Source organism: Amycolatopsis alba DSM 44262 (assembly GCF_000384215.1).
Lineage (GTDB): Bacteria > Actinomycetota > Actinomycetes > Mycobacteriales > Pseudonocardiaceae > Amycolatopsis > Amycolatopsis alba.
This window is the reverse complement of the sequence record NZ_KB913032.1, coordinates 2,307,079-2,333,936: the sequence shown is the minus strand read 5'-3', so window position 1 is coordinate 2,333,936 and position 26,858 is coordinate 2,307,079. Positions and strand designations below refer to the sequence as shown.

The 26,858-nt window shown below is 68.0% G+C and carries 29 protein-coding genes; 15 read left to right on the top strand and 14 right to left on the bottom strand.

Annotation, left to right across the window (positions count from 1 at the left end; all coding sequences use genetic code 11):
- Window positions 1-133 precede the first annotated feature (133 nt).
- The 3 genes from AMYAL_RS0110910 to rsgA are packed head-to-tail and all read right to left on the bottom strand — an operon-like array spanning window position 134 to window position 2,974.
- Window positions 134-1,006 (bottom strand): SCO4651 family lipoprotein, encoded by an 873-nt coding sequence (locus AMYAL_RS0110910; RefSeq protein ID WP_020631342.1) that lies wholly within the window; start codon window positions 1,004-1,006, stop codon window positions 134-136.
- Window positions 1,007-1,903 carry an SCO4651 family lipoprotein gene (locus tag AMYAL_RS0110905; protein ID WP_020631341.1) on the bottom strand — a complete coding sequence of 299 codons (897 nt, stop codon included), beginning with the start codon at window positions 1,901-1,903 and terminating at the stop codon, window positions 1,007-1,009.
- Between the two features lie 60 nt (window positions 1,904-1,963).
- Window positions 1,964-2,974: a ribosome small subunit-dependent GTPase A gene (rsgA, locus tag AMYAL_RS0110900; protein WP_020631340.1), complete on the bottom strand. Its 1,011-nt coding sequence runs from the start codon at window positions 2,972-2,974 to the stop codon at window positions 1,964-1,966.
- Between the two features lie 101 nt (window positions 2,975-3,075).
- Here rsgA and AMYAL_RS0110895 point away from each other — a divergent pair, with 101 nt between their 5' ends.
- Together AMYAL_RS0110895 and AMYAL_RS0110890 are read left to right on the top strand one after the other, a co-directional pair.
- Window positions 3,076-3,834 (top strand): SOS response-associated peptidase, encoded by a 759-nt coding sequence (locus tag AMYAL_RS0110895; RefSeq protein ID WP_020631339.1) that lies wholly within the window; start codon window positions 3,076-3,078, stop codon window positions 3,832-3,834.
- Entirely contained in the window at window positions 3,831-4,439 is a 609-nt protein-coding gene (locus AMYAL_RS0110890) for an alpha/beta hydrolase family protein (RefSeq protein WP_020631338.1), read from the top strand. Before AMYAL_RS0110895 ends, AMYAL_RS0110890 begins: the two co-directional genes overlap by 4 nt.
- On the opposite strand, the gene AMYAL_RS0110885 is transcribed toward AMYAL_RS0110890, so the two are convergent.
- The gene (locus AMYAL_RS0110885; protein WP_020631337.1) at window positions 4,389-4,952 is read right to left on the bottom strand and encodes a hypothetical protein; all 564 of its coding nucleotides are present in this window, start codon (window positions 4,950-4,952) and stop codon (window positions 4,389-4,391) included. The genes AMYAL_RS0110890 and AMYAL_RS0110885 overlap by 51 nt on opposite strands.
- A 252-nt stretch (window positions 4,953-5,204) precedes the next feature.
- Complete coding sequence (gene ybaK, locus AMYAL_RS0110880) at window positions 5,205-5,681, bottom strand: Cys-tRNA(Pro) deacylase (RefSeq protein ID WP_020631336.1); 477 nt, start codon at window positions 5,679-5,681, stop codon at window positions 5,205-5,207.
- A gap of 190 nt (window positions 5,682-5,871) precedes the next feature.
- On the opposite strand from ybaK, the gene AMYAL_RS0110875 reads away from it, so the two are divergent.
- Both AMYAL_RS0110875 and rsrA read left to right on the top strand, forming a co-directional pair.
- Entirely contained in the window at window positions 5,872-6,510 is a 639-nt protein-coding gene (locus AMYAL_RS0110875) for a sigma-70 family RNA polymerase sigma factor (protein WP_026466946.1), read from the top strand.
- On the top strand, window positions 6,507-6,830 hold the full coding sequence (gene rsrA, locus AMYAL_RS0110870; RefSeq protein WP_020631335.1) for a mycothiol system anti-sigma-R factor: 324 nt from the start codon (window positions 6,507-6,509) through the stop codon (window positions 6,828-6,830). The genes AMYAL_RS0110875 and rsrA overlap by 4 nt, the downstream gene beginning before the upstream one ends.
- 67 nt (window positions 6,831-6,897) lie before the next feature.
- Here rsrA and AMYAL_RS51055 read toward each other — a convergent pair whose 3' ends face one another.
- A complete protein-coding gene (locus tag AMYAL_RS51055; RefSeq protein ID WP_369299112.1) occupies window positions 6,898-6,972 on the bottom strand; it encodes a 50S ribosomal protein bL37 in 75 nt (24 codons plus the stop codon).
- A 106-nt stretch (window positions 6,973-7,078) separates the two neighbouring features.
- Here AMYAL_RS51055 and AMYAL_RS0110865 point away from each other — a divergent pair, with 106 nt between their 5' ends.
- Window positions 7,079-8,602: a sensor histidine kinase gene (locus AMYAL_RS0110865; RefSeq protein WP_020631334.1), complete on the top strand. Its 1,524-nt coding sequence runs from the start codon at window positions 7,079-7,081 to the stop codon at window positions 8,600-8,602.
- Window positions 8,603-8,910: 308 nt separating this feature from the next.
- Here the strand turns inward: AMYAL_RS0110865 and AMYAL_RS0110860 are convergent, their stop codons facing one another.
- Window positions 8,911-9,165 carry a WhiB family transcriptional regulator gene (locus AMYAL_RS0110860; RefSeq protein WP_026466945.1) on the bottom strand — a complete coding sequence of 85 codons (255 nt, stop codon included), beginning with the start codon at window positions 9,163-9,165 and terminating at the stop codon, window positions 8,911-8,913.
- Window positions 9,166-9,438: 273 nt separating this feature from the next.
- Entirely contained in the window at window positions 9,439-10,365 is a 927-nt protein-coding gene (locus tag AMYAL_RS0110855) for a diacylglycerol/lipid kinase family protein (RefSeq protein WP_026466944.1), read from the bottom strand.
- Between the two features lie 299 nt (window positions 10,366-10,664).
- On the opposite strand from AMYAL_RS0110855, the gene AMYAL_RS0110850 reads away from it, so the two are divergent.
- On the top strand, window positions 10,665-11,168 hold the full coding sequence (locus tag AMYAL_RS0110850; RefSeq protein WP_245192872.1) for a hypothetical protein: 504 nt from the start codon (window positions 10,665-10,667) through the stop codon (window positions 11,166-11,168).
- A 138-nt stretch (window positions 11,169-11,306) separates the two neighbouring features.
- Here the strand turns inward: AMYAL_RS0110850 and AMYAL_RS0110845 are convergent, their stop codons facing one another.
- Window positions 11,307-11,786 carry a GNAT family N-acetyltransferase gene (locus AMYAL_RS0110845; RefSeq protein WP_020631330.1) on the bottom strand — a complete coding sequence of 160 codons (480 nt, stop codon included), beginning with the start codon at window positions 11,784-11,786 and terminating at the stop codon, window positions 11,307-11,309.
- A 1-nt stretch (window position 11,787) separates the two neighbouring features.
- Window positions 11,788-12,381 carry an acid phosphatase gene (locus tag AMYAL_RS0110840; RefSeq protein WP_020631329.1) on the bottom strand — a complete coding sequence of 198 codons (594 nt, stop codon included), beginning with the start codon at window positions 12,379-12,381 and terminating at the stop codon, window positions 11,788-11,790.
- Between the two features lie 63 nt (window positions 12,382-12,444).
- Here AMYAL_RS0110840 and AMYAL_RS0110835 point away from each other — a divergent pair, with 63 nt between their 5' ends.
- Window positions 12,445-12,915: a hotdog fold domain-containing protein gene (locus AMYAL_RS0110835; protein WP_020631328.1), complete on the top strand. Its 471-nt coding sequence runs from the start codon at window positions 12,445-12,447 to the stop codon at window positions 12,913-12,915.
- 311 nt (window positions 12,916-13,226) lie between these two features.
- Here AMYAL_RS0110835 and AMYAL_RS0110825 read toward each other — a convergent pair whose 3' ends face one another.
- The gene (locus AMYAL_RS0110825; RefSeq protein WP_020631327.1) at window positions 13,227-13,898 is read right to left on the bottom strand and encodes a hypothetical protein; all 672 of its coding nucleotides are present in this window, start codon (window positions 13,896-13,898) and stop codon (window positions 13,227-13,229) included.
- Between the two features lie 169 nt (window positions 13,899-14,067).
- Here AMYAL_RS0110825 and AMYAL_RS0110820 point away from each other — a divergent pair, with 169 nt between their 5' ends.
- The gene (locus tag AMYAL_RS0110820) at window positions 14,068-15,675 is read left to right on the top strand and encodes a GMC oxidoreductase (RefSeq protein ID WP_020631326.1); all 1,608 of its coding nucleotides are present in this window, start codon (window positions 14,068-14,070) and stop codon (window positions 15,673-15,675) included.
- A gap of 1 nt (window position 15,676) precedes the next feature.
- Here AMYAL_RS0110820 and AMYAL_RS0110815 read toward each other — a convergent pair whose 3' ends face one another.
- Window positions 15,677-16,282, bottom strand: a complete 606-nt coding sequence (locus tag AMYAL_RS0110815; RefSeq protein ID WP_020631325.1) for a dTDP-4-dehydrorhamnose 3,5-epimerase family protein — start codon at window positions 16,280-16,282, stop codon at window positions 15,677-15,679.
- 376 nt (window positions 16,283-16,658) lie between these two features.
- Between AMYAL_RS0110815 and AMYAL_RS0110810 the strand changes: the two genes are divergently transcribed.
- Window positions 16,659-17,834 carry an NAD(P)-dependent malic enzyme gene (locus AMYAL_RS0110810; protein ID WP_026466942.1) on the top strand — a complete coding sequence of 392 codons (1,176 nt, stop codon included), beginning with the start codon at window positions 16,659-16,661 and terminating at the stop codon, window positions 17,832-17,834.
- Between the two features lie 187 nt (window positions 17,835-18,021).
- Here AMYAL_RS0110810 and AMYAL_RS0110805 read toward each other — a convergent pair whose 3' ends face one another.
- A complete protein-coding gene (locus tag AMYAL_RS0110805) occupies window positions 18,022-19,425 on the bottom strand; it encodes a bis-aminopropyl spermidine synthase family protein (RefSeq protein WP_020631323.1) in 1,404 nt (467 codons plus the stop codon).
- A gap of 91 nt (window positions 19,426-19,516) precedes the next feature.
- Here AMYAL_RS0110805 and AMYAL_RS0110800 point away from each other — a divergent pair, with 91 nt between their 5' ends.
- From AMYAL_RS0110800 to AMYAL_RS0110785, 4 genes are read left to right on the top strand one after another with little or no spacing between them, the layout of a single operon-like run.
- Window positions 19,517-20,605: an ABC transporter ATP-binding protein gene (locus AMYAL_RS0110800; protein WP_020631322.1), complete on the top strand. Its 1,089-nt coding sequence runs from the start codon at window positions 19,517-19,519 to the stop codon at window positions 20,603-20,605.
- Window positions 20,605-21,288 carry an ABC transporter permease gene (locus AMYAL_RS0110795; protein ID WP_020631321.1) on the top strand — a complete coding sequence of 228 codons (684 nt, stop codon included), beginning with the start codon at window positions 20,605-20,607 and terminating at the stop codon, window positions 21,286-21,288. Before AMYAL_RS0110800 ends, AMYAL_RS0110795 begins: the two co-directional genes overlap by 1 nt.
- Window positions 21,285-21,974 (top strand): ABC transporter permease, encoded by a 690-nt coding sequence (locus AMYAL_RS0110790; protein ID WP_020631320.1) that lies wholly within the window; start codon window positions 21,285-21,287, stop codon window positions 21,972-21,974. The genes AMYAL_RS0110795 and AMYAL_RS0110790 overlap by 4 nt, the downstream gene beginning before the upstream one ends.
- A complete protein-coding gene (locus AMYAL_RS0110785; RefSeq protein ID WP_020631319.1) occupies window positions 21,971-22,879 on the top strand; it encodes an ABC transporter substrate-binding protein in 909 nt (302 codons plus the stop codon). The genes AMYAL_RS0110790 and AMYAL_RS0110785 overlap by 4 nt, the downstream gene beginning before the upstream one ends.
- Here AMYAL_RS0110785 and AMYAL_RS0110780 read toward each other — a convergent pair.
- Window positions 22,876-23,391, bottom strand: a complete 516-nt coding sequence (locus AMYAL_RS0110780; RefSeq protein ID WP_020631318.1) for a GNAT family N-acetyltransferase — start codon at window positions 23,389-23,391, stop codon at window positions 22,876-22,878. The genes AMYAL_RS0110785 and AMYAL_RS0110780 overlap by 4 nt on opposite strands.
- Before the next feature lie 393 nt (window positions 23,392-23,784).
- On the opposite strand from AMYAL_RS0110780, the gene AMYAL_RS0110775 reads away from it, so the two are divergent.
- Complete coding sequence (locus AMYAL_RS0110775) at window positions 23,785-25,350, top strand: S8 family peptidase (RefSeq protein ID WP_051137519.1); 1,566 nt, start codon at window positions 23,785-23,787, stop codon at window positions 25,348-25,350.
- Window positions 25,351-25,800: 450 nt separating this feature from the next.
- Window positions 25,801-26,832, top strand: a complete 1,032-nt coding sequence (locus tag AMYAL_RS0110770) for an Ig-like domain-containing protein (RefSeq protein ID WP_143267687.1) — start codon at window positions 25,801-25,803, stop codon at window positions 26,830-26,832.
- Window positions 26,833-26,858 lie beyond the last annotated feature (26 nt).

Genomic DNA, 26,858 nt, shown 5'->3' with positions numbered 1-26,858 from the left:
CGGGTGAATGGTCTGTACCACTACCGTAGCGCCTATCGCGTGAATTTCCACCGTCCGATGGTCCGGAAGCGCGTGAAGGCCCCCTTCCCTCGGCTGACCAGAGGGAAGGGGGCCTTCACACGCGACAGGGGGTCTAGATTCCCTGCTTCATCAGTTCGGTGTAGTCGCCCACTTCGGCGGCAGGCGGCGGAGTGACCTCCACCGGCGTGCCCCAGTCGCTGTAGACGTAGGTCGACTTGGCTTCGCCGGTCTGGCGGCTTCCCGCCGACTTCATGAACGAGGTCATGTCCATGGTCATCTTCAGCGGGAGCTGCTCGGCGTTGAGCCAAAGTTCGGCCGGGATCCGCAGATCCTTGCCCTCGAACCGCTTCTCGATCTGCGCCCGCTGCTCGGGGGTGAGGTCGTCGCCGAGGAACAGCGCGATCTGCTTCTTGGCGTCGAACTCGACGAAGTAGTGGTTCACCGGGACGCCGTTCAGCTCGGTCTGCTCCGACCTGATGATGCGGCCGGTCTTTTCGACCATCTCCAGCTGCTTCGCCGGATCACCCATTTCGAAGGACCGCTGCATGGTCTTCCCGATGGCCTTCGTCTGGGGATCCTCGCTGTTCAGGTCGATCTTTCCCCAGCTCTTGTCCGTCTTGAGCCGGGTCTTCTCGGCCTCGGGCAGCTTGATGAACAGGGTTTGGTCGACCAGGCGCAGAACGCCGGATTCGCCGTCGATGCTCATGTTCGCCTCGAGCTTCGAAGCTGGACCGTCGTAGTACGCCACCAAGGTGCCCGTGACCTTGGAGTCTCCGGACACGGCATCGATGGTCGCCTTGGAGGACTTGGTCTTCCGCGTCCCCTGCTTCGCGGCTTCGACGAGGCCGAGCGTGTCGGTGAACGGGGTGGCCAGCGCGAGCTCGCCACCCTTGTTGTCGCCCGGCGCGTCCGGACGGGTGCCGCAGCCCGTGACCACCAGGGTCAGGGCCGCGGCCATCGCGGTGAGCTTGACTCCGGCACGCATCTACCGGCCGCCGGCCTTCTTCATGATCTCCGAGAGGTCGCCGACCTGGTCCGCAGGCGGGGCCTCGATGGTCACCGGGGAACCCCAGTCGGTGTACTTGACCGTGGTCTTGGCGACACCGTCACCGGGGGCGCCCATGGCCTTCACGAACGCGGTCTGGTCCGAGACGACCTGCACCGGCAGCTGGTCGGCGTTGAGCCACAGCTCGGTGGGGATGGTGACGTTCTTGCCCTTGAGCTTCGCGTTGAGCTGGTTCAGGGTCTCGGCGGGCAGCGGGATGCCGATGTCGCCCATGATGAGGGCGATGGCCTTCTCGGCCTCGATCTCGACGACGTAGTGGTTGGTCTTCTCGCCGTTCAGCTCGACCTGGTCCGACTTCGCGATCTTGCCTGCCTGCGAGACCTGCTCGAGGATGCGAGACGGGTCGCTTTCCTTCACGGCCTTCGACATCATCTTGCCGAGCACCTGCGACATCGGGTCCTGGCCGTCGGCCGAGATCTTCAGGTACGCCTTGTCGGTCTTCATCTCGGCCTTGTCGGCGGCGTCGAGCTTGAAGTACAGGGCTTTGTCGATGAACAGCATGTCGAGCTTCTTGCCCTCGCTGTCCATGACCATCGAGAGCTTGCTGTTCTCGCCGTCGTACAGACCCTGGCCGGATGCTGTGCTCTTCTCGGTGCCCGCGACGGTCTCCATCGTCATCTTCGACGACTTGGCCTTCTTGGTGCTCTCGCGGGTCAGTGCCGCGAGCTGGATCGGGTCGCCGAGCGGCGACGAAAGCGAGCTCTTCGCTTCGGAAGGTGCGGGAGCAGCCGCGCCGGACTGCTTCTCGCCACCGCAAGCGGACAGCGCCAGGACGGCGGCCGTGGTGACGGTGGCGAGTGTGGTTACGCGCTTCAAGTGGACCCCTCAGAAAAGTTGATCTAATCCGAACGGGTTATCGCGCGCGGGCCAAATTAGTTACCGATCGTCGTCATGTCCAGCTCGGGAGCCCAAGAGCCTTCGCAAAGAGTCCAAACGGTCCATGCTTGCGTGACCCTCGGTGACCACGTCGTCGAGCGCGCAATCCGGGTCCGAAGGCGGTCCGAGGTGGCCGCAACCGGAGGGGCACTCCTCGGCCGCCGCGGCGAACTCCTCGAACGCGAGCACGATGTCGTCGGCGGTCACGTGCGCCAGCCCGAACGAACGGATACCCGGCGTGTCGACCACCCAGCCGCCGTCGGGCAGCGGGAGCGCGACCGCCGCGACCGACGTGTGCCTGCCCTTGCCGACGGCGCTGACCACGCCGGTCGCCAGCCCGGCGTCGGGCACCAGCCGGTTGACCAAAGTGGACTTCCCGACCCCCGAATGCCCGACCAGCGCGGTGACCCGGTCCTTGAGCCGTCCGAGGAGTTCGTCCGGGAACTCGTCGTGCCGGGTGACCACGGCGGGGATGTCGAGGCCCGCGTAACCGGCGAGGAGTTCGTCCGGGCTCGCGAGGTCGGCCTTCGTCAGGCAGAGGACCGGCTCGAGGCCACCCGCGTAGCAGGCGACGAGGCAGCGGTCGATGAAGCCGGTGCGTGGCTGGGGATCGGCCAGCGCGGTCACGATCAGCAGCTGCTCGGCGTTGGCGACGACCACCCGTTCGAAGGGATCGGTGTCGTCCGCTGTCCGGCGGAGCACACTGGAGCGTTCCTCCACCCGGATGATCCGGGCGAGGGTGTCGGGCTTGCCGCTCACGTCGCCGACGATGCCGACGGTGTCGCCGACGACCACCGAGACCCGGCCCATCTCACGGGCCCGCATCGCGGTGACGACCCGCTCCGGATCCGAGTCGATCGCGCAGGTCCAGCGGCCGCGGTCCTTCCCGATGACCATCGCGGTGGAGGCGTCCGCGTGCTCGGGACGACGTTTGCTGCGCGGCCTGGTGCCCTTGCCGGGACGGATCCGCACATCGGATTCGTCCAGCTTGCGCCAGTCCTTGCCAGCCAAACCGCCTCCTGCTCTTCGAACACCGCGGAACAATGATCCCATGCTGCTCGCCATCGCCTGTCCGGCGTGTAACGATGACTGACGATTAGGGAGGTTTTCGCATGTGCGGGCGCTATGCCGCCACCAAGGACCCCGCGGCGCTGATCGACGAGTTCGCCGCGGTCGACCTGACCGAGGGCCGGATCCGGGCCGATCACAACGTGGCGCCGACCAAGGACGTCCCCACCGTGGTGCAGCGCCATCCGCGGGACGCCGACGGCGCGGTGCTCGAAGACGAGCCCACCGTCCGGTCGCTGCGGATGATGCGCTGGGGCCTGGTCCCGTTCTGGGCGAAAGACCCCGGAGTGGGTTCGAAGATGATCAACACGCGCGCCGAGACCGCCAAGGAGAAGCCGTCCTTCAAGAAGGCGGTCTCCGCACGGCGTTGCCTGGTCCCGGCCGACGGCTGGTACGAGTGGCGGCGCGACGGCAAGGAGAAGCAGCCCTTCTTCATGACCGGCCCCGGCGACGGGTCGCTCGCGTTCGCCGGCATCTGGGAGACATGGCGGCCGAAGGACGACAGGGACGCGGACCCGCTGATCACCTTTTCGGTGCTCACCACGGATTCGGTCGGCAGGCTCGCCGACATCCACCACCGCATGCCGCTGCTGATGCCGCGTGAGAAGTGGGACACCTGGCTCGACCCCGACCTGCCCGACGTCACCGACCTGCTCGTCCCGCCTCCGGCGGACCTGGTCGACACGATCGAGCTGCGGCCGGTGTCCAGCCTGGTCAACAGCGTCCGCAACAACGGCCCCCAGCTGCTGGACAGGGTCGAGCCCGTCGTCGAAAGCGCGCTCTTCGACGCGCCGAACTCATGACGACACTGGAGATCGACACCGCCTACGGCCCCGCTCGGGCCGAGCTGCACTGTGCCGAGGAGGGCGTCGCCGTGCTGATGCTCGGCCACGGCGCGGGCGGCGGGATCGGCGCGAAGGACCTGGTCGCGGTCACGCGGGCGGCGCAGGCGGCCGGGGTGCACGTCGCGCTCGTCGAACAGCCGTACCGGGTGGCGGGCCGCCGGGCCCCCGCCCCCGCCACGCAACTCGACACCGCCTGGCTCACCGTGGCCGATGAGATCTCCGAGCGTTTCGACGATCTCCCGATCGTGTTCGGCGGCCGCTCCTCCGGGGCCCGCGTCGCCTGCCGGACCGCCGCGGCGGGGCAGGCGGTGGCGGTGCTCTGCCTGGCCTTCCCCGAGCACCCGCCGGGTAAGCCGGAGAAGACCCGGCAGGGTGAACTGGACGCCGTCGAGGTCCCGACACTGGTCGTCCAGGGCGAACGCGACCCGTTCGGCCTGCCCAAAGCGGGGCCGCATCACGAGATCGTGGTGCTCAAGGGCGACCACAATCTGAGCGCCGACCTCGACGGCGTGTCACGCGCGGCCGCCGAGTGGCTCGAGCGCGTGCTGCGGCCGCTCGCCTGAGAGCCGTCGCCGGGCGTAGTGCACGGTGACCACGGCCAGCAGCGGACCCCAGAGCAGCAACGGCGCGTAACAGACGGCCATGACGATGCCGTAGACCGGCGAGTCCTCCCAGCTGCCCGGTGACATCGACGACCCCGCCTCGTTCCAGCCGAACAGTGCCTGGACGCTCAGCACGGTCAGGGCGATCGCGCCCGCGGCGGCCAGTGCGATCGCGACGAGCGGCGGGACCCGCCGTCCCCGCAGCACCGGGATCCAGCGAGGCCACACCTCACCCCACGGCCGGACGAGCCCGAGGGTGAGGAACGCGAGCGTCTCGGCGAGGAGGCTCAGGCCGAAGACGTAGGCGGTGCCCCAGCCAGGGATGCCGAACTCCGTCAGTCCTTGCGCGGTGAACCCGACCGGGATGCCGAGTCCCATCGCGATCCGCCACAGCCCGGAGGGCAGGGTCGTCAGCAACGTCGCGTGGGCGGCGAGGTTCGCCCACCTCGGCACGCCGGGCACGGTCTTGGTCATTTTCGTCGCTCCCCAGGAGTTCGTCGTTCGCTTGCCGACGACGATTCCCCAGCACGGGCGCGTGATCTTCCCGCTCCGGACCGACCCTGCTCCCTCGGGAGGGTGACCACCCCGACCCACTTGCTGCCACGTCGGGTGTCGCGAAAGCCACTTTCGCGACACCAGACGTCCCGAAAGTGGCTTTCGCGACACCCGAAGCCGGCACGCAGGCCGGCACCACGGTGACCCAAGCAGTCGACTGAACGCGGGAGATCACCCCGCGATCGGGGCGACCACGGCGCCCGTGAGCCGTACCAGATCACCCGGCGCGAGTTCGACTTCGAGGCCGCGACGCCCGGCCGAGCAGTGCACGGTCTCGAACTTCTCCGCCGAGGCGTCGATCACCACCGGCAGCCGGCTCCGGTGCCCGAGCGGCGAGATCCCGCCGAGCACGTACCCCGTCGCGCGTTGGGCGGCCGCGGGGTCGGCCATCTTCGCCTTCTTCCCGCCCGCGGCGGCGGCAAGGGCCTTCAGATCCAGCTGGCCGGTGACCGGGACCACGCCGACGGTCAGTTTCCCGTCGACGTCGGCGACCAAGGTCTTGAACACGCGCTCGGGGTCGAGCCCCAGCGCTTCGACGGCTTCGAGGCCGTACGACCCGGCCCGCGGGTCGTGGTCGTAGGCGTGCAGAACGTGCGCCACTTTCTGCTTCGCCAGCAGCGCCGTCGCCGGGGTTCCCTTGCCTGCCATGGGCGAAGTCTACGAGCGCGCCGGGAATGCCCGGCCGGGCCGCACTGTTGAAAGGCACGTGTCCACCACACTCGAAGCTCCCCGAATCCTGATCCCGCGCACGCCGGGCGGCCAGGTGATCCGTCCGCGCGTAAACTCGACGACGTCTCATGCGCACAAGCGCATCGACGCCGATCGGGAAGGGAACGGTTTGCCGAGCACGCAGAATCCCGCGCCGGACACGGGCACGGACGCCGAAGAGGCGGCCGCGCGGGCCGAGCGCTTCGAGCGGGACGCGATGCCCCTGCTCGACCAGTTGTACTCGGCCGCCATGCGGATGACCCGGAATCCGGCCGACGCCGAGGACCTCGTCCAGGAGACGTACCTGAAGGCGTACGCGGCCTTCGCGTCCTTCAAGGCGGGTACGAACCTCAAGGCGTGGATGTACCGCATCCTCACGAACACCTACATCAACGGCTACCGCAAGCGTCAGCGCCAGCCGGTGCAGCAGCCGACCGAGGAGATCACCGACTGGCAGATCGCCAAGGCGGAGAGTCACACCTCCAGCGGGCTGCGCTCGGCCGAGGTCGAAGCGATGGACAACCTGCCCGACGCCGACGTCAAGGAAGCGCTGCAGAAGCTGCCCGAGGAGTTCCGCCTCGCGGTCTACCTCGCCGATGTCGAAGGTTTCGCGTACAAGGAGATCGCCGAGATCATGGACACGCCCATCGGCACCGTGATGTCCCGGCTGCACCGCGGCCGCGCCCAGCTCCGCGACCTGCTCGCCGACGTGGCCCGCGAACGGGGCTTCATCCGCGCGGGCAAACAGCAGGAGGTGGCGGGGCGATGACCGACGACTACTGCTCCGGCGCCGACGACAAGGTCAAGTGCGAGGAAGCCCTCGCCGACATCTACCTGCTCCTCGACAGGGAGTGCAGCGCCGAGCGCGACGCCGCCCTGCGCAAGCACATCGAGGACTGCCCGCCGTGCCTCGAGGAATACGGCATCGACGAGCACATCAAGCAGCTCCTCGCCCGCAAGTGCGGCGGTGACCACGCGCCGGACGACCTCAAGTCCCGGCTGCGGGCCTCGATCCGCCAGACCGTGCAGACCAAGGGCGCGATCACCATCGAACGCACCGAGGTCAAGATCGAGCAGACTTTCGAGTAGCCCGCTCAGGACACACGAAGGCCCCCGTACCGGATCGGTGCGGGGGCCTTCGCTGTCTGATCGATGATCAGGAGTTGGGCTTCTTGCCGTGGTTCGCGCCGTTCTTCTTACGGTCGCGACGCTTGCGGGCGCGCTTCGACATGTTTCACTCCTCGTCCGAGTGGCCCTCGCGGGGTGATACGACACCGCTGGGCCAGGGTCAACCTGTCCAGTGTGTCATGCGGCCCTCACCCTGCTTGGATGGGGACGTGTCCACCCTTTCCGATCTGCTCGCGGAGAACACCGGCCTGTCCGGCGAAGCCGCGGACCATCTCCAGACCGTGGTCGCCGAATGGCAGCTGCTGGCCGACCTGTCCTTCGCCGACTTCCTGCTCTGGGTCGCCGTCTCACAGGAGCTGCAACCCGACGGCGGCGACTACGTCTGCGTCGCGCACGCGCGCCCGACGACGGCGCCGACGGCCCATCCGGAGGACGTCGTCGGCACCCGGTTCACCGAGGACGAGCATCCGCAGCTGGCCAAGGCGAGCCGCGAGGTGCGGATCTGCCGCGAAGAGGACCCGCATTGGTACCGCGACCTGCCGATGCGCCGCGAGGCCATCCCGGTGGTGTTCGGCGGAACGGTGATCGCCGTCCTCAGCCGCGAGACGAACCTGGCTGCCTCGCGGGTGCCGAGCCCGCTGGAGATCGCCTATCTCGGCAGCGCGGGCGACCTGTGCCAGATGATCGTCGACGGCACCTTCCCCAGTCCGGGGAACCAGACGGACACGCACACCAGCCCACGCGTCGGCGACGGCCTGATCCGCCTCGACCCGACCGGCACGGTGGTCTTCGCCAGCCCGAACGGGCTGTCGGCCTATCACCGGATGGGGCATGAATCCGACCTCGTCGGGCAGCGCCTCGCACCGCTGACCAGGTCGCTCATCCGTGACCCGTTCGACGCGACCGAGGTTTCGCACCGGATCATCGAGGCGCTCGACGGCAAGCCCAGCAGCCGCACGGAGGCCGATTCCCGCCGCGGCGCCGTCGTGCTGTTCCGTGCGCTGCCGCTGCGTCCCGCCGGGCAGGCCGCCGGCGCGCTGGTGCTGGTGCGCGACGTCACCGAGGTGAAGCGCCGTGACCGCGCCCTCCTGTCGAAGGACGCGACCATCCGCGAGATCCACCACCGGGTGAAGAACAACCTGCAGACCGTCGCCGCGTTGCTGCGGCTCCAGTCGCGCCGGACCTCCAGCGAGGAGGCGCGGCTCGCGCTCGGCGAGTCGGTGCGCCGGGTCTCGTCGATCGCGATGGTGCACGAGGCGCTGTCCATCTCGGTGGACGAGCGGGTCGACCTCGACAAGCTGCTCGACAACGTCCTCCCGATGGTCGGCGAGGTCGCGACGGCCGAATCGCAGGTCGGGCTTTCGCGCACGGGTTCGTTCGGCGTCGTCGTCGCCGAGATCGCGACGCCGTTGGTGATGGTGCTGGCCGAACTGGTCCAGAACGCCATCGAGCACGCGTTCCCCGACGGGCGGCCGGGCAAGGTCGAACTCGTGGTGGAACGGTCGGCCCGCTGGCTCGACGTCGTCATCCGCGACAACGGGCGCGGGCTGCCTTCGGGCTTCTCCCTGGAACGCAGCGACGGTCTCGGACTGCAGATCGTGCGGACCCTGGTGGAGTCGGAACTGCGCGGCTCGCTGTCGATCCGCGGGCTGCGCGGGGAGGCCGAGGAAGCAGGCGGCCGCCGGGCGGGAACCGAAGCGGCCTTGCGGATCCCGCTTTCCCGGCGGCTGTGATTTCGGGAGTCCGCAGTGGACTGTCCCTGGTGATCATCCTCAAGGGACAGTCTCATCCGGACACGTTTTAGGGCCGGCGCCCGAAGAGAAGTGGCGCCGGCCCTGTAACGGTTCCGCGGGAGGACTGGGAAAAGTCCTGGAAGCCATACCCCCGTGGGGGTGTGTCGGCCTCGCTTGTTAAGCTCAAGTCGGGTACGTATCACCTCGCGACACAGGGCCATACAGCCACTGCGCCGCGGGATTTCCCGAAGCTTGGGGTGCTACTCGATTTTGGTTACTGCGATGAAGCGTGCTGAGTCTTGAAAAACTCAGGCGGAGGTACGCGTGCCGATGTGCGTACGACGGCGCTTCAGGGCCCGTCGCTCGTCCTCGCTCATCCCGCCCCAGACGCCTGCGTCCTGCCCGCTGGCCAAAGCCCAGGCCAGGCAGTCGGAAGCGACGGTGCAGCGGTGGCACACGGATTTCGCCTGAGTTACCTGCGACAGAGCAGGACCGCTGGTTCCCACCGGGAAGAACAGCTCGGGGTCCTCGTCTCGGCAGGCCGCGTCATGGCGCCAGTCCATGTTTCTGAGCTCCTTCATAACGGCGCGGTACTCCGCGCCATAGTCGTCATGGCGGTCGTTTTTTTGGGTGCTTGTGAATGCTTTCACGAAGCACCCGTTTCGACAAGGGTTTTCTGAAGATCGGTGAGTCAGCTCACCCGGCCGAGCGACGCTTCTGACCTGCGGTTTCGTTCCGAAACGGCCTCCCGATGGGAAGGCCGATGCGGTGAGCGGAGGTTCTGCGTCGATGAGCGGCAGGTCGTACTTTGCCGCAGGCGATCAGCGGTCCGGTCGTCACACGATTACTGTCAGTGCTTCCGGGACGCTGAAGAACTCCACCCTCTTCCGCTGGCCGACGAGGTCGCCGTCCACCTGGAAGTTTACCGGTTCAGCAGCGTCGATGCGGATCATCGGCAGGTCATCGTGACGAAGGAGACGTCGTCCGCGTTGGTTGCTCTTCGTGAGCAATGCCTGCCGTACATGCTTGAACACGGTGGGCAATCCCAGACCGCTCAACGCGAAAAGGCCCAATCCCGTGTCGAACGAGCTGCCGGGGTTCAGGTGGACCGGACGGTCCCCCAGGTAACTCCACGGATCGGTGTTCGACACGAAAGCGGTCAGCACTTCGGTGGGCTCTTCACCCGGAATCCTGACGGTGAGGGACGGACGGCCGAGCGGGGGCCGCAGATGTGACGCCACCGCGGCCCTCATGTAGAGCCCCGCGCTGGTTTGCTTGCCCCGCCGCTTGGCCACGCGGCCGACGACGTCGGCGTCCCAGCCCAGGCCGGCGTTGAAGGTGAACCAGTGGCCGTCGGCGATCCCGAGGCCGACTTTGCGGCTTCGGTCGTTCTCGATGGCGTTGAGGAGCTGATGGGTCGCTTCCACCGGATCGTGCGCGATGCCCAGTGCGCGGGCGAAGACGTTCGCCGAGCCGCCCGGCACGACACCGAGCATGGGGATGTCGCCGACCTTCCCCGGATCGCCGTCGGCGTCCGCGAGGAGACCGTTGACCACTTCGTTGACCGTGCCGTCGCCGCCGTGGGCGACCACCAGGTCGATCCCGTCACGGGCGGCGGACCGGGCGACGGCCATCGCGTGGCCGCGATAGTCGGTCTCCACCACGTCGAGTTTGACCTGGCTGGCCAGCGCGTGCGCCAGCACGTCACGGCCACCGGCGGTGGTCGAGGTGGCCTGGGGGTTCACGACGAGGATTGCACGCACATACCGCAGGGTAAGTGACTCCGGCCCGAAGGTGGGAGCTTCACGTGACGCGAAGCTCAGCCGCGGAGGCGTCCTCGAGGCAGCACGCCTTTGAGACAGCACCGTGAGGCCCCTGTGGCGGGCGTCCCTCCTTCACTGCCGGTGAATGACAGCTCCGTCGTGACAAGTGCACCCGAGCGACCGCCCGCTCATCGACGACATCCTTATTTTTTCCCTGTCGGCGGCCGGACGAAAACGGCCGACCGGGTGGCATACGATTGAAAGTGCTCACGTACGGTGACCCGCCCTGGTGGAGCGCCGTGTCCGGAAGCCTGGAAGGCTGTTTCGCCGTGTCCATCGCCGACAAGCTCTCGCCCGCGCCCCGTGAAGTCCGCCTCGCCGGGGTCATCACCGCGCTGCCGGGGCTCGCCCTGATCGTGTTCGCCGTCCTGCTCCTGGTCAACGGCCAGGCCGGACCGGAGAACCTGCTGGCCGAGGTCGTCTATTACCTCGTCCTCGCCGCCGGAACGGTGGCCTGCGCGGCCGGGCTGGTGCTGGGGAAGACCTGGGCGAGGTCGCCCGGCGTGGTCGTCGCGCTGATCCTGATCGGGGTCGGCTGGTACGGCGCCGGCCCGTCCGGGCAGCCGCTGTGGGGTGTACCGCTGGGCCTGATCGGCGTCGCCGTCATCGTGCTGCTGTTCCGCCGCCCGGCTCGCGCGTGGGCGCTCGGGCTGCGGGAAGGCGAGACCGAAGAAGAGGCCGCCGAACGCGACGGCGCCGCGGGGCGCGCGGCGCGCCGCGAACGCGAAGAGCGCGACTCCTGAACTCGGGGCTTGCGTGCTCAGGGACGGAACTCGCGTGCTTGGAGACGGAACTCGCGTGATCGGAGCCGTACCTGCGAGTTCCGCCTCCAGTCACGTGAGTTCCGGGTCTGAGCACCCGAGTCGCGTCTTCGGGCCGGGCTAGACCTGGGCGGCGAGCGCCTTGAGGGGTTCGTCGGTGAGCCGGTCGACGGTCCACTCGTCCATCGGCACCGCGCCGAGGGACTTGTAGAAGCCCTGAGCCGGGTTCCAGTTCAGCACCGACCACTCGAGGCGGGCGTAGCCGCGCTCGACGCAGACGGCCGCGAGGGTGGCCAGCAGGGCCTTGCCGAGGCCGGAGCCGCGCTGCTCGGGGCGGACGTAGAGGTCCTCCAGGTAGATGCCGTGCACGCCGCGCCACGTGGAGAAGTTGAGGAACCACAGCGCGTAGCCGACGATCTCGCCGCCGACTTCGGCGACGTGACCGAACAGGCCCGGAGCTTCACCGAACAGGGCGACGCGCAGCTGCTCGGGCGTGAGGTGGCATTCGTCCGGGGCGCGTTCGAACTCGGCGAGGTCGTAGACGAGCTGGACGACGGCGTTGACGTCTTCTTCGCGGATCCGCCGGATTCGGTCGTCCATTTCAGTCCTCTGTGGTGGGGAGCAGGTTGAGGTGTTCGATCTGCGGCTCGCCGCGTTCGTCGCCGAGCACCGCGACACCGGCCGGGTCGAGTCCGAAGTGGACGCCCGCCGTCGACGGCAGGCCGATCCAGCGCGCGACCAGCACGCGGCTGAAGTGACCGTGGCCGACCAGGATCACGTCACCCTTGCCGAGCGGCTCGCGGACGCTGTCGATCAGCTTGTCCGCGCGGGTGTTGACGTCCTCCGCGCTTTCGCCGCCGGGGATCGGATGCGACCAGACCGTCCAGCCGGGAACGGTTTCGCGGATCACGGGCGTGGTGACGCCTTCGTAGTCGCCGTAGTCCCATTCGGCCAGCTCTTCGGTGACCTCGTCGACGCGCAACCCGGCCAGCTCGGCCGTCCGCAGCGCGCGGGTGCGGGGGCTGGAGAGGACGAGCGCGGGGCTTCCGCCGAGCACCGCGCGCAGGGTGCCGCCCGCCGCGCGGGCCTGCCCTTCGCCCGCGGCCGTGAGCGGGATGTCGGTGCGTCCGGTGTGCCGTCCGTTGACGGACCACTCGGTCTGACCATGCCGGAGGAGGAAGAGCCGATGAGCCACGGTTGCGAATATAGCCTGCGGTCCGGTTATGCTACCGGTGAGTAACATGATGAGGAGACCGTGATGGCGCAGAATCCGACCTACGCGATGTGGAACCGGCTGGCCGGGAAGCCGGTCGGCAAGCAGCTGTTCTCGGCGGCGATGTGCCTGCGTGTGCCGTACTTCCGGACGGTGCTCCCGTCGGTGCGCGAACTGCGCGCCGGCCGGTGCGAGGTGACGTCCCCGAAGTGGTGGGGTGTTTACAACCACATCAAGACTTTTCACGCGATCGCGGCATGCAACCTCGCCGAGATCGCCATGGGCATGCTCGCCGAGGCGACCGTCCCGGCGACGCATCGCTGGCTGCCCAAGGGGATGACGGTCGAGTACGTGGCGAAGGCCGAGACGGGCCTGCGCGCGGTCGCGGAACTGCCGGAGCTGCCGGAATTCGGCGACGAGGGTTTCGAACTCCCCGTGCCGGTGACGATCACGGACACGAACGGGAAGCCCGTCGTGACCGCGACCATCACCATCTGGGTCACCAAGAAGAAATAGGTACGACCGCGTCGATCGGGAGGTCAGGATTCCAGCGTGACGATCGAGGCGTTCGAGGACGGCGACGAGGCTTGGGTCCCTTGGCTGAGCGAGGCTCGTCCGGTTCCGGACTCGTAGGCCGGAACGCTCCCTTCGTGTCACGCCCGCTGGGTTCTGGCGCCCCCGAGTCGCGCTCCAGGATGTCCTGAAGGGGGCCTTTGGGACGTCGAACGTCTTGAAGGGGCCTTCGGGACATGAGGTCGAGCTTCCTCGGTTGAGCCGGGGGAGGTGACCTGCACGGACGTCGGCCGAGTGACGGCGCCCGCGGCGGGTCAGAGGGCCTTGAACTGCACGTAGGTCACCTGTTTGAAGGTGTTCTTCCCGCTCTCCGAGGGCAGTCCGAGCAAGTGGTCGGCTACTGGCGACAGTGGACCGCAGCCGGTCGTGCGCGGCAGGGCGAGCTGAGAGTCGACGACGCCGAACTTCACCGTCTTCGGGTTTTGCGAGATCACCTCGAGGGGTACCGCGGGATCGTCCTTGACCACCGAATGGAGCGGCGCGTCGAGGGTGCCGATCGTGCATCCCTTGGGCAGTAAGGGATGCCGCAGGACCGCGTAGAGGTCCAGCTCGCCGCGCCGTTCGGCGTTCGACAGGAAGTCCGAGTAGCCGCCGTACTTCAGCTGCAAGCTCGCGCCGAAGGTGTCCTTGATCCGCGCCGGGGCGTGCCGCAGTTCGCCGAACACCTGCGCGTACTTCCCGCCGATTTTGCCTTCGGAGAACGTCAGCCGTATCTCGCCGAGCTGGATCTCGCGGTCGCCGATGGTCAGGAGTCCTTGGGAGACAAAGGCTTCGCAGCGCCAGGTGCCGGGGTCGGCGCCGGCGGGCGGGGCGGGGCACGCGGAGAAGTCGAAATCGGGGGACGACGCCGCGGAGGCGTGGCCGGGCAGGGCGAGGAGGGCGGCGGCGGAGAGCGCGGCCGCGGCCGCTGCGAGGAGGCGTCTCATGACTCGAAAGAGTGGTCTGTCGCGGCCGCGGTCACATCGGGGAAGGCCCCCAAGGGGACCCCGGAGATCACCCCGTTCGAGTGAAAATAAACGGTGTTTACCCAGCTGACGCGAATCCATTTCGGATTCGGTCTTGAAGCCGCCTCGAACGGCGGGCGATCATCGGCCCATGTCCCCACTGTCGCGCCGCAAGTTCCTCGGGTTCACCGCGCTCAACTCCGCCGCCGCTCTCGGGCTCACCACGATTTCCACCGCGCAGGCCGAAGAAACGGCACCGGGCTTCTCGACGGCCGTGGTCGTCGGCACCGGTTACGGCGCCGCGGTCACCGCGCTGCGCCTCGGCGAGGCCGGGATTCCCACCGTCATGCTCGAAATGGGCAAACTGTGGGCCGATCCCGGTCCTGACGGCAAGGTCTTCTGCGACATGCTCCGGCCGGACCGGCGGGCCGCGTGGTTCAAGGACCGCACGCAGGCCCCGCTCGCCTCATTCCTGTGGCTGGACCTGGCCAACCGGGACATCAAGCGGTACCCCGGCGTCCTCGACAAGGTGGACCACGGCGACATGTCCGTCTACGTCGGCCGGGGTGTCGGCGGCGGTTCGCTGGTCAACGGCGCGATGGCCGTGACGCCGAGGCGGTCGTACTTCGAAGAGATCCTGCCCGCGGTCGACGCGGACGAGATGTACGGGACCTACTTTCCCCGCGCCAACCAGGCCCTCGGGGTGAACAACATCGACCAGGACTGGTTCGAGACCTGCCGGTCCTATCGCTACGCACGGGTTTCGCGGAAGGCCGCGGCGCGGGCGGGCCTCAAGACCGTGTTCGTGCCGAGCGTCTACGACTTCGAGTACATGAAGCGGGAAGAAGCGGGCACGGTGCCGCGGTCGGCGCTCGCGTCGGAGGTCATCTACGGCAACAACCACGGCAAGCGTTCCCTCGACAAGAGTTACCTCGCGGCGGCGCTGGGCACCGGGAAGGTGACCATCAAGACGCTGCACCAGGTCCGCGGGATCACCCGGCAGACCGATGGCACCTACGTCCTCACCGTGCACGAAACCTCCGAGGACGGCACGGTCGTGGCGAGGAAACAGCTCGGCGCGAAGTACCTGTTCCTCGGCGCGGGAAGCCTCGGTTCGACGGAACTGCTCGTGCGGGCGCGGGAAACCGGGACGCTGCCCGAACTGAACGACGAGGTCGGCCGCGGCTGGGGCACCAACGGCAACGTGATGCTGGGCCGCGCCAACCACGCGTGGGATCTCGGCGGATCGCTCCAGTCGGGGATGCCCGCGCTCGGCATCGACGCGTGGGACGACCCGGTGAACCCGGTCTTCGCCGAGGTCGCGCCGGTGCCCGCCGGGATCGAGACGTGGCTGAGCCTGTACCTGGCGATCACGAAGAACCCCGAACGCGGCCACTTCACCTACGACGCCGCGACCGACTCCGCGCGGCTGCGGTGGAGCGCCGAGCAGGGGAATCCGTCGATCGACTCGGCGAAGTCGTTGTTCGACAAGGTCAACCGCGCGAATCGCACGATCTACCGGAGCGATCTGTTCGGGGACACCCGGTCGTTCGAGAACCGGTTCACCTATCACCCGTTGGGCGGGTTGGTGCTGGGCAAGGCCACCGATCTCTACGGCCGGGTGAAGGGCTATCGGAACCTCTACGTGACCGACGGGTCGCTGATCCCCGGCAGTACCGGGGTGAACCCCTTCGTGACGATCACCGCGCTGGCGGAGCGGAACGTGGAACGGGTGCTGGCCGAGGACGTGCCGCGCTAGCTCAGTTCCCGGTCCGCAACTTCTCGTAATACGCCACGCATTCGTCGTACCGCGGCAGCAACCCCTGCTCCAGGGCTTCTTTCAGGTAAGGCGCGCCGGTGTCCTTTTCGGACACCACGGGTTCGATGTCCCGCGGCCACGGCAACGCGAGATCGGCGTCGAGCGGGTTGACGCCGTGCTCGCCCGCCGGGTTGTACGGCTCGGAGCAGAGATAGGACATGACCGTGTTGTCTTCGAGCGACATGAAAGCGTGGCCGAGGCCTTCGGCGATGTAGACCGCCTTGTACTCGGCGCTGTCGAGCAGCACGGACGTCCATTCGCCGAAAGTGGGTGAGCCGACGCGGATGTCGACGATGACGTCCAGCAGCGAACCGCTCGGGCAGTACACGTATTTCGCCTGCCCCGGCGGGGTGTCCGCGAAATGCAGCCCGCGGACGGCGCCGCGCTGGGAAACGCTGGTGTTGGTCTGGGCCAGGCGAAGCCGGTGCCCGACCGCTTCGACGAACGCTTCCTCTTGGTACGGCGCCACGAACAGGCCGCGGTGATCGGGGAAAACGCGCGGGGTGAATTCGAAACAGTCGGAGATGCTGAGGCGCCTGGCTTGCATGCCTCAATGCTAACGAGCCCTTCCCAAGCCGGACGGACGTCTTGCGAAACCTCTCTTGAGCTGCGGAAAGCCGGACCCGTTTGTGACATGAACCGCACCAGAGGGGCACACTGGTCCGCATGCCTGTCACAATGTTCTGACCGCTGCGTCCGCGGCCGTCGCCACACCCACGGCACCGATGGCCGATTGGACGCTTCGCCGACAGGCCGGCGCTACCGCGCTGGGCTGCCGTGTCGGAGGACGAGTTAACCCAGGTGGCCGGGCCATGCCCAGTTTTGGCCTGTTCACCGGCCAGTTCCCCCGCTCGCAGTCCCAGGAGAATCCCATGACCTTCGCTCGAATCGAGACTTCGCCGTCCTTAGACACGGCGGATGCAATGACGGGAACCACGATGACCACGCCAGTGACGGACACCGAGATCTTCGAAGGGCACGAGGGCGGCAAGCTCTCCGTGGCCGCGACGCGCCCGATCTCCTCGCCCCGTGACCTCTCGGTCGCGTACACGCCTGGGGTGGCGAAGGTGAGCCGGGCGATCGCCGAGGACGCGGCCAAGGCGAAGCGGTACACGTGGGCGGACAGGCTGGTCGTGGTGGTCAGCGACGGTACGGCGGTGCTCGGTCTCGGTGACATCGGCGCGAGCGCTTCGCTGCCGGTCATGGAGGGCAAGTCGGTCCTGTTCAAGACCTTCGGCGGGCTCGACTCCATCCCGCTGGTGCTCGACACGACCGACGTCGACGAGATCATCGAGACCCTGGTCCGGCTGCGCCCGTCGTTCGGCGCGGTGAACCTGGAGGACATCTCGGCGCCGCGCTGCTTCGAGCTGGAAGACCGGCTCAAAGAGGCCCTCGACTGCCCGGTCATGCACGACGACCAGCACGGTACGGCGATCGTCACGCTGGCCGCGCTGCGCGGGGCGAACCAGGTTCTCGGCAAGGACATCTCCGGCCAGCGCGTGGTCGTCTCGGGCGCGGGCGCGGCCGGGGTGGCCTGCGCCAGGATCCTGCAGAACGCCGGCGTCGCGGACGTCACCGTGCTCGACTCGCGCGGCATCATCCACTCCGGGCGCGAAGGCCTGAACCCGATCAAGCAGAAGCTCGCCGAGACGACGAACACGGCGGGCTTGCGCGGCGGCCTCGGCGAAGCGCTGAAGGGCGCCGACGTCTTCCTGGGCCTGTCCGGGGCGACCATCGACGAGTCCCTGCTGGCCGGGATGGCCGACGACGCGATCGTGTTCGCGCTGTCCAATCCGGACCCGGAGGTCCACCCGGCCGCGGCGTCGCGGTACGCCAAGATCGTGGCGACCGGGCGCAGCGACTTCCCGAACCAGATCAACAACGTGCTGGCGTTCCCCGGTGTCTTCCGCGGCGCGCTGGACTCCGGCGCGCGGGCGATCACGGAGAACATGAAGCTGGCCGCCGCCGAGGCGATCTTCGCCGTCGCGCAGGACGACCTGGGCCCGGACCGCATCGTCCCGAGCCCGCTGGACCCGCGCGTCGCGCCCGAGGTGGCCGCCGCGGTCGCGAAGGCCGCGGAGGCCGACGGCGTCGTCTAGGAGCTGAAGGGACTTTCGCCTTTCCTCCAGCCGAGCAGGTCTGGAAGACGGGTTGCGAAAGCCACTTTCGCAACCTTCAACGTTGCGAAAGTGGCTTTCGCAACGCCACCTTCCCGTCAGGGCCCACCAGGCGGTCGGTGTCGCCGGGAGGTGTCGCGAAAGCCGGAGTGCGTGAACACGCCGCCCGTCAGCCGATCAGTTCCGCCAGCCGATGCCGCGGCAGGTCGATCAGCCGCGCGTCCGTCAGGTCCGAAGGGACGTCCAGCGAGACGTTCGCCAGCCGCGCGTGCGCACGGGTCAGCAGCTCTTCCTGATGCTCGACCGCGTCCGCGACGACGACGGCGTGCCGGTTGTCCGGGGTGCTCCGCAGCAGCCGCAGTTTGTACTTCCGCCCGATCAGCCCGTTGAGCGCGCCTTGCGCCTCGGCGTTCGTCAGGTCGGGATGCGAGTTCGGGACCAGCAGCGCCAGCCGCCGCGCGTTGGTGCCCAGCAGGGTCCGCAGCAGCCACGGGCCGGGGTCGGCCGAAAGATCCATCGCGACCGCGTCGCCTTCGGGCCCGGAAACGGACCAGTCGACCGGCCGTGACTCCAGCGCCAGCCCGCCCTCGGTGGCGATTTCGTGCAGCTTGTCCAGCAGGGACGGCTTGGCCGCGCCTGCGGACTCCACCGACTGCGGTCCGTGCGTGTAGATCGCGGCCTTTCCTTTGCCGCCGCGGTTCTTCTTCGACTTCGCGGTCGGCTGGCAGACGTAGAGGTCCGCCGCGCTCCCGATCGCCTGCGCGCCGAAGTACCGGTTGAAATCCGGCAGGATCGCCTCGAAGGTCAGCCCGAGCGTCGCGAGCGCCCGCTGCACCTGCGCGCCCAGAGCGGGATGCCGGGGGCTGTAGCCGTAGGCGAGCAGCAGCCGCCCGTCCGAGGGTTCGGTGAGGGCCTGGACCCCGCGCGCGGCGAACAAGCCCATTCCTTCGGGGGTGTAAGGCGGATCACTGAACACGAGATCCATCCGCCCGGTCACCGACGGTGGCAGTCCGACCCGCAGATCCGTGTGCAGGGTGCGGACGGACCGCTCGCTGAGTTCGTCGATGTAGGCCAGCACGCGGTCGTCGAGATCGACGACCGTGAGGTCCGCGTCGGGCCGCAACGCGCGCACGGCCAGGGAAGTGAGGTCGTGGTCGCCAAGGAACAGCAGCTTCGCCTTGCCGAGGTCGTACCGTTCGTCCAGCCACAGCGCCCGGTCGAGCACGGTCTCCGGGGTCGCCTGCACGTGGTCGAGCGCGGCCAGCGGCGCCGGCACGTTTTCGACGTAGCTGGTGATGGTCTTCAGCAGGTCCGGGTCGGTTTTCCGGTCCGGGGTCTCGAAGCGCGCGTACTTCTCACGGGCGGCGGGGGCCAGCCGCATGCGCGACTCGGTGCGCTCGAGGTCGTCGCCGAGCGCGTTCAGGACGTCTTCGACACTCCGGCGTGGCGCGGTACTGACCCGGACCAGTTCGCCGAGGTCCCGCCAATCCGCCCGGAGCAGGGAAATCACCCGATGGAGCGGTCGCACGTGGACACCGTGCGCCGCGAGGACGTCATCGACGGAGAGACTCACGGCTCGCAGCCTAGTGACTCGTTCGCTGAGACACCGTGCCAACAGGGCCGATGTGGGCTACGGTTTTTCGACCAGACATGGGGAGAGACACGTGACTATCGAGTTCCGTGGCGTGACCAAGCGGTACCCGGACGGGACGGTCGCGGTCGACGACCTGAACCTCACCGTGGAGGACGGCACCATCACCGTCTTCGTCGGCCCGTCCGGCTGCGGCAAGACCACGTCGCTGCGGATGATCAACCGCATGGTCGAGCCGACGTCGGGCGCCGTGCTGCTCGACGGCAAGGACGTCAGCGAAGGCGACCCGGCGCTGCTGCGCCGCGGCATCGGCTACGTCATCCAGCACGCCGGGCTCTTTCCACACAGGACAGTCCTGGACAACGTCGCCACCGTGCCGCTGCTGACCGGCTGGGACAAGGGCAAGGCCCGCAAGCGCGCGGCCGAACTGCTCGAGACCGTCGGCCTGCCGGCGGAGCTCGGCAAGCGGTACCCCGCCCAGCTTTCCGGCGGCCAGCAGCAGCGCGTCGGCGTCGCCAGGGCGCTCGCGGCGGATTCGCCGGTGCTGCTGATGGACGAGCCGTTCTCCGCCGTCGACCCGATCGTCCGCGAGGAACTGCAGGACGAGCTGCTGCGCCTGCAGTCACAGCTGGGGAAGACGATCGTGTTCGTCACCCACGACATCGACGAGGCCGTGCGGCTCGGCGACAAGATCGCCGTGCTCCGGGTCGGTGGCGTGCTCGCGCAGTACGGCACGCCGTCCGAGGTCCTGCGCCATCCCGTCGACGACTTCGTCGCGTCGTTCGTGGGCAAGGATCGCGGCTACCGCGGCCTTTCCTTCCTTTCGGCGGAAGGGATCGTCGTCGAAGAGATCAACCGGGTCGAGGTCGGCAAGCCGGTCCCCGGTCCGTCCGACGAATGGCTGGTCGCGGTCAACGCCGAAGGCCAGCCGCGGGGCTGGCTGCGTCCTGGGTCCACTGTGGACGGGGAGCTCGCCGAGACCGACCTCGTCGCGGGCGGATCGCTGTACGTCAAGGGATCGCCGATCCGCGGCGCGCTCGACGCGGCGCTGTCTTCGCCCGCCAGCCTCGGCGTGGTGGTCGACGACGGCAACAAGGTGCTCGGCGTGGTCAGAGCCCGGCAAGTACTCGAAGTGATCGAAACGCTGCCACTGGGTTCCTGATGGGCGACTTCTTCGCGGAGCTCGGACGTTATCTGGGCAGCGCCAACAACCGCTCGCAGTTCTTCGGCGACCTGCTGGACCACATCTACCTCTCGCTGGTCCCGCTGGTGCTGGGCCTGGTGATCGCGGTGCTGGCAGGCTGGCTCGGCCACCGGTTCGCCGCGGTCCGGTCCGTGCTGCTGGTGGTGTCGAACCTGCTGTACACGATCCCGTCGCTCGCCCTGTTCGTGGTGATCCCCGGCATCATCGGCTCGAAGATCCTCGACAGCGTCAACGTCATCGTCGCGCTGACCGTCTACACCTCGGCCCTGCTGGTGCGGCCGGTGCTGGACGCGCTCGACGCCGTCCCGCCGCATGTCGTCGCCGCGGCAACGGCGGTCGGCTACAAACCCGCGCGCCGCTTCCTCACCGTGGAGCTGCCGCTTTCGGTGCCGGTGCTCGCGGCGGGTGTCCGGGTGGCCTCGGTCAGCAACATCAGCCTGGTCAGCGTCGGCGCGCTGATCGGCACCGGCGGGCTCGGCGTGCTGTTCACCGACGGCTTCCAGCGCGAGTACTTCTCGCCGATCGTCGTCGGGATCGTCGCGACCCTGCTGCTCGCGCTGATCGTCGACCTGCTGCTGGTCCGGCTCCGCGATCTCCTCACGCCCTGGGACCGGGCGGCGACCACGGCGGGGGCGAAATGATCGGCGACGTCCTGAACTGGTTCGGCGACCCGGCCCACTGGCAGGGCCCGGACGGCATCCTCACCCGGCTGCTGCAGCATCTCGGCTACACGGTGCTGGCGCTGGTCTTCGCGCTGATCATCGCGATCCCGCTCGGGCTCTACGTCGGGCACACCGGCCGCGGCGCGGTCCTGCTGGTGAGCGGTGGCAACGCGATCCGCGCGCTGCCGACGCTGGGACTGGTGACCTTCCTGTTCCTGCTCTTCACCGAAAGCGAGATCTCGACGATCATCGGGCTCGTTGTGCTCGCCATCCCGCCGATCCTCGCCGGGACGTACGCGGGCCTGCAGGCGACCGACCACGGCGTGGTCGACGCGGCGCAGGGCATCGGGATGACCGGCTGGCAGCGGCTGTGGAAGGTCGAGGTGCCCATCTCGCTGCCGCTGGTGCTCGGCGGGGTGCGGAACTCGGTGCTGCAACTGGTGGCGACGGCCGCCGTGGCCGCGTACGTCGGGCTCGGCGGGCTCGGCCGGTTCCTGCTCGACGGACTGGCCATTTTGGACTATCCCCAGGTGGTGGCGGGCGCGCTCCTGACGACGCTGCTCGCCGTCGTGCTGGATCTGGCACTGGCGGGCGTCCAGCGGCTGCTGGTGCCCAAGGGTGTCCGGTTGGCGCAGGTGGCGAGCGGGAAGAAGGCGAAGGCATGAGGCGGACGGTGGCGGCGTTCTGCGCCGGGATCGCTTTGCTGGCGGTGCTGGCGGCGGGCTGTGGCAACCCGCTCGCAGGTGGTGCCGAAGGCGGTACGACCGGTGACATCATCATCGGCGCGTCCGACGTCGGGGAAAGTCTTCTGCTGGCCCAGATCTACGCGGGAGCGTTGCGCAACGCGGGCGCGGAGAACGTGACCGTGCGCCCGCCGGTCGGCAGCCGCGAGGTCGTCGTCAAGGCATTGCAGGACAAATCGCTTTCGGTGGTACCGGATTACAGCGGGAACCTGTTGCGCTACTTCGACAAGGACACGCAGGCGACCACCCCGCAGGACGTCTACGCGCAGCTGAAGCAGAAGCTGCCGTCCGGGTTCGAGGTGCTCGAACAGGCGCCGGCCGAGGACAAGGATCTTCTGGTGGTGCGCAAGGAACTCGCCGATTCCGGGATCAGGACGTTCTCCGATCTCGGCAAGCGGTGCAAGGAACTCGTGCTCGGTGGTCCCGGCCAGTGGAGCAGCCGTTGGAAAGACAAGATCAAGACCCTCTACGGCTGCGAGTTCGCCGAGATCCGCACGACCGACACCGGCGGCCCGGTCACGGTCGCGGCGCTGAAGTCCGGTGACATCCAGGTCGCCGACCTGTTCAGCACGTCGTCGTCGATCGCCGCGAACGGGTTCGTGCCGCTGGTGGACGACAAGAACATGTTCCCCGCGCAGAACATCGTCCCCCTCGTCGCGAAGGGGACGTTGTCGCCGAAGGAGGTCGACGCGCTGAACCGGGTTTCGGCCGCGCTCACGACTGATCAGCTGACCGAATTGAACGTCCAGTTCAGCGAGGAGAAGCGCAACCCGCTCGACGTCGCCGAGGAGTTCCTGCGCCGGAACAACCTTCTCGCGCCCGCCTAGAGGCGGTCGAAGGCCGGGGAATAGCGGAACTCGCCCTGGAGTTCCGGGGTGTACGCGCGCAGGGTGCGGACCTGGAAATGCGGCGCCCAGTCCGCGACCGGCGGCGTGATCCCGTGCCTTTCGGCGAGTACGAAGCCGAAGCGGGAGTAGTAGTTCGGGTCGCCCAGCAGGACCACGGCCCCGTAGCCGAGCGCGTCCGCCGCGCCGAGGACGGCGTGCACGAGCGCGGAGCCGACGCCGGTGGCGTGATGCTCGGGCAGGACGCCGAGCGGGCCGAGGCCCACCGTCGACTTCTCGTCGGAGCCGAGCCGGGACGGGCTGCAGCAGACGTGGCCGACGACCTTCCCGTCGCGTTCGGCCACGATGGACAGTGCGCCGATCAGATCACCGTCCGCACGGAGCTCGTCGACGAGCTTCGCCTCGACCACCGGGACGCTGTGTTTCGCGAACGCGGCCAGATGGACGGCGTGGATCGCCTCGATGTCGGCCGGGATTTCCTGTCGGATCAGCATGCGCCAGAGTGTGCGCCCTCCGAAGGTAGGATGGAAATCGATTTCCGCGCGAGGACGTCGCGACTTTAGTAGGCGGCCATCCGTGTGTACTTCCACGCCGCTGAAACGATCGGTGGTCCGGGAAGCGACCACCAGATGTGCGGATTCCCAATTCTTCGTGGGCCGTACGGGCGTAAAACGCGACTAAAGGCGGGGGCTGATCGGTGCCCGAGCTGCGTCGATGCGGCGCCCATTACTACCGGGTTGTCCGTAATGCAAGGTCTTCCTTGGGGTGAAAACGGGACTTAGTCTCAGCCTGCGCTCTTGAGTGAACGCGCTTCACCTCTGATGCACCCCCACAACGATCCGGCGGGCCTTCATGTCCGCGGGTCGACCCTGCCTGGGAGGAATATCTTGAACAATTCCCTGGGATCCTTGAAGAGACGACTGCCGGTATTCGGCGTCACGGCGGCTGTCGCCGTGCTGACCGCGCTCGGCGGCACCACCGTCGCGTCGGCGGCGGAAGGTTCGATCGTCAACGCGGGCAGCGCGAAGGCGATCAAGGACAGCTACATCGTCGTGCTGAAGGACGGCTCGTCGGTCGAGGCCACCGCGAAGAGCGTGACGAACCGGCACGGCGGCACGGTCGAGAAGACCTTCGCGTCGTCGGTCCGCGGCTTCTCCGGTGCTCTGACCGAAAAGCAGGCGAAGCGCGTCGCCGCCGACCCCGCGGTCGCTTACGTGGAGCAGAACCAGACCGTTTCCATCTCGACGGATCAGCTGAACCCGCCGTCGTGGGGCCTCGACCGGGTCGACCAGCAGAGCCTCCCGCTTGACCAGAAGTACAGCTACACCACCACGGCGTCGAACGTCACCGCGTACGTCGTCGACACCGGCATCCTCACCACGCACCCCGATTTCGGGGGCCGCGCCACGCACGGCCGTGACACCGTCGACAACGACAACGACGCCACGGACTGCAACGGCCACGGCACCCACGTCGCCGGCACCATCGGCGGTACCGCGCACGGTCTGGCCAAGGGCGTCAAACTCGTCGCCGTCCGCGTGCTGAACTGCTCCGGTTCCGGGACGACCGCCGGTGTCATCGCCGGTATCGACTGGGTGACCGCGAACGCCGTCAAGCCCGCCGTCGCGAACATGAGCCTCGGTGGCGGCGCCTCGGCGACGCTCGACCAGGCCGTCCAGCGGTCGATCGCGGCAGGCGTCACCTACGGCGTCGCGGCCGGTAACGACTACGGCGCCAACGCGTGCAACACCTCCCCGGCCCGCACGCCCGAGGCGATCACCGTCGGCTCGACCACGAACACCGACGCCAAGTCCGACTTCTCCAACATCGGCACCTGCCTCGACATCTTCGCGCCGGGCAGCGGCATCACGTCGGCGTGGCTGAACAACGGCACCAACACCATCAGCGGCACCTCGATGGCGACCCCGCACGTCGTCGGCGCGGCGGCTCTGTACGTCTCCGCCAACCCGACGGCCACCCCGGCCCAGGTCCGTGACGCGCTGGTCAACGCGGGCGTCAAGGACAAGGTGACCAGCCCCGGCGCCGGCTCGCCGAACGTGCTGCTCAACACCGGTACCGGCGGTGGCCCCGGCCCCGAGCCGACGCCGTGTGGCACGCAGACCAACAGCGGCGTCATCGCCATCCCCGACGCCGGTGCCGCGGTGACGAGCACGATCACCGTCGCGAACTGCGCCCGCAACGCTTCGGGCACCACCAAGGTCGCGGTGAACATCACCCACACCTACGTCGGTGACCTGGTCATCGACCTGGTCGCGCCGGACGGCACCTCGTACCGCCTGAAGGGTTCGAGCAACGACTCGTCCGACAACATCAACACCACGTACACCGTCAACGCCGCGGCCGAGGCCGCGAACGGCGCCTGGAAGCTCAAGGTGCAGGACGTGTACCGGGTCGACACCGGCACGCTCAACAGCTGGTCGCTGACCGTCTGATCCATCCCTGGAGTACGTGAAGGCCCCCTTCCTCCTGCTGGGAAGGGGGCCTTTCCGTTTGTCCACAATGGATGTCGGACCTGCTTTTTTGTCAAAAGTTCGCCAATTTCCGAGTGTTGTTTCCGCGCCTTTCGCGGCGACAGGGAGTCCGGTCTCTGTGTGATATGAGGTCGGCTGCGGATGGGTGACGAAGCATCCTCGAAAGGCTGACATCGCCGAACAGGTCTGGGCAGGTCAGGCCGCCGGGTGGATCCTTCTTGGAGTCGGCGCGTACGCCTCACGGTAAATGGTCGCCTATTCGGCCATCGCACTGTGAAAGACGAAGACGAATCCGTATTCCGTGGTCGAACCCGATCGCGGCACCCGTGGTTTCCTTGATGTGCCTGCGGTCGGCGTGTCGGTGGCACGGACATGTCCAGCGTTTCGGTGGTATCGCAAAGGGGTGGCAAGGTGGCCGTGCTCGTCGAGAACCAAGTCGACGGTCCGAATTGTTATTGTGCGGGATACGTGGTTCCCGCCCAAGGGGAGGGCTCGGTGGGATCCGGGTCGACTCATCCGCTGGCGGCTTTGCGAGGCACTTTGAGTGAGGACTCCACTCAAACGTTGACGATCGTCGTCGACCATGACGTGCCTTTTCTCATGGGCAGCGTGACAACGGAAAGCGGTGCCTATCCCGCCGGGGTCAATGTCACCTTGAAGGACCCCGGTGGCAATACGGTGACGCCCAGCCAGACCGACGCCCGTTTCGTCGTGTGCAACAACAATGACCCGAGGATGCTGCAAAGCTGCATGATCCGGACACCCATGCCGGGTACCTGGACCGTCACGGTGGAGAACGCCGACAACAGCTCCTACGTGTTCTTCTCCACGATGCCGACAGCGGCGCAGTACCCCACCATCTACAACACGCTGACCCCGCTCGCCGACCGGGATGCGCTGGGGGCGGGACCAGAGGGGGCCAGCGGGTGCTGGGGATGCAAGATCACCTGCTGGGTCGTCGCCGTCGCGGCCGCCGCGCTGCTCGGGCTCGCCGCCGCGTTGCTCACGGCAGGCGCCGCCCCCGTCATCGCCTGCGCGGTGTTGTTGGGATCGGTCGGTCTCGCCATTTCGGCGGCGGGTGTCGTGGTCATCCTGCAGGCCTTGCTGGCGGGGGCGGGGGCCGCGGTGGGGATCATCGTGCTCAACATGTGCTCCTGGGTGAACGCCTGCCCGACCGGGGTCACGGCGACGCTCACCAGCCCGGCGACGGGAGAGACGGTCAGGAGGACGGTCCTCGTGAACGCCACGGCCACGAACGCGACCACGGTGGCGTTCTACGTCGCCCAGCAGACGCTCATCGGCACCGCCACGTCCGGGCTCAACTGGAACATCGACTGGGATACGACCCAGATCTCGAACGGAGAGCACACGGTGTCGGCCTTGGCCACGGGATCGAACGGTGCGTCCTGGTCGCCCGCGGTGAAAGTCATCGTCCAGAACTAGTGTGACGCGCGCCCAATCGGGGCGTT